Source organism: Frankia torreyi (genome assembly GCF_000948395.1).
In the GTDB taxonomy this organism is placed as follows: domain Bacteria; phylum Actinomycetota; class Actinomycetes; order Frankiales; family Frankiaceae; genus Frankia; species Frankia torreyi.
In genome coordinates, this window is the sequence record NZ_JYFN01000146.1 from 1 (window position 1) to 1369 (window position 1369).

The 1369-nt window shown below is 69.0% G+C and carries 1 protein-coding gene; it reads left to right on the forward strand.

Going from position 1 to position 1369, the window contains the following annotated elements:
• The first annotated feature begins 37 nt into the window (after positions 1-37).
• A complete protein-coding gene (locus tag FF36_RS31245; protein WP_199865573.1) occupies positions 38-1324 on the forward strand; it encodes an RNA-guided endonuclease InsQ/TnpB family protein in 1287 nt (428 codons plus the stop codon).
• Positions 1325-1369 lie beyond the last annotated feature (45 nt).

Below are 1369 nucleotides of genomic sequence, written 5' to 3' on the forward strand. Positions count from 1 at the left end.
GAGAGGGCTTCCGCCTTTAGTCGGGAGGTGAATCGCCGTGTATTCGGGTAGAATTACAGCCATGCCCCGGTCGGTTCACGTCGCCCGTCTGTACCCGGATTCGGGTCAGGCAGGGAAACTGGACGGGCAGGGTCATGCGGCGCGGGGGTTGTGGAATCTGCTACACGAATGGCACACGACGTGCCGCGAGCATCGCCGTCCCATGCTCGCCGTGGCCGAGGTTGATCGGCAGATGCGGGAAGCGCGGAAGAATCTACCGGAAGGCTTCGAGTGGCTTTCCGTGCTGCCTGCGCAGGCAGGCCAGCAGGTGTTGAAGCAGTATCAGACCGCGTGGAAACGCTGCTATTCGGGGTTGGCTCGTCCGCCGCGTTTCAAGTCCCGGCGGCGTGCCCGCCTGGCGGTGGATGTTCCGCAGGCGCGCGGGCTGAACGTGGCCCGTGTGAGCCGCCGGTGGGGTGTCCTGTCGGTGCCGGGTGCCGGTCGGGTGCGGTTCCGGTGGACCCGGCCGCTTCCCGGGGTGTCCCGTGGGGTGCCGGGCCGGCTGACGGGTGCCCGGCTGGTCCGTGAGGCCCACGGCTGGCATGTGGTGTTCCGCCTCGAAACCCCCGACGTGCAACCGGAACCCCACGGCGGACCGCCGGTCGGAGTCGACCGTGGGGTGACCCGAACACTGGCCCTGTCGGATGGGACGTTCCGGGACCTGCCTGTTCTGCTCTCGGCGGGCGAGGCACGCCGTCTGCTCCGCCTGGAACGCAAAGCGGCCCGGCAGCGCCGGGCCCGGCCGCGGGGCGCCCCGACGTCGAACCGGCTGACCAGAACCTACGACCAGATCGCCAGGGTGCGCGCGAGAACCAAACGCCGCCGCGACGACTGGGCACACAAGGTGACAACCGGGATCAGCCGGGAGTTCGGGCTGGTCGTCATCGAGGACCTGCGCGTCGGGACCATGACCCGCTCGGCCCGGGGTACCGTCGAGACCCCCGGGCGGAAGGTGCGGCAGAAAGCCGGGCTGAACCGGTCGGTTCTGAACGCCGCATGGGGACGCGTCGGCGCGCATCTCGCCTACAAGACGGCCCGCGTGGGTGGGGTGCTGGTGAGGGTTCCGGCGCCGTACACGTCGCAGCGCTGTCACGTCTGCGGGGTCGTCGACCGGGTGTCCCGCCCCGACCAGGCAACATTCCTGTGCACGTCGTGTGGCTGGTCGGGGAACGCGGATACCAACGCAAGTCTGAACATCAGGGCGGCTGGACTGTCGTCCATGGACGTGGAGATCTCCGGGTTGCCGGGGACGGTGAAGCGTCAACCACCCGGGAAGGCGGCATGATCCCCACCGGGAGTCCCCCTCGTTCACGAGGAGGAGGAAGCCAAA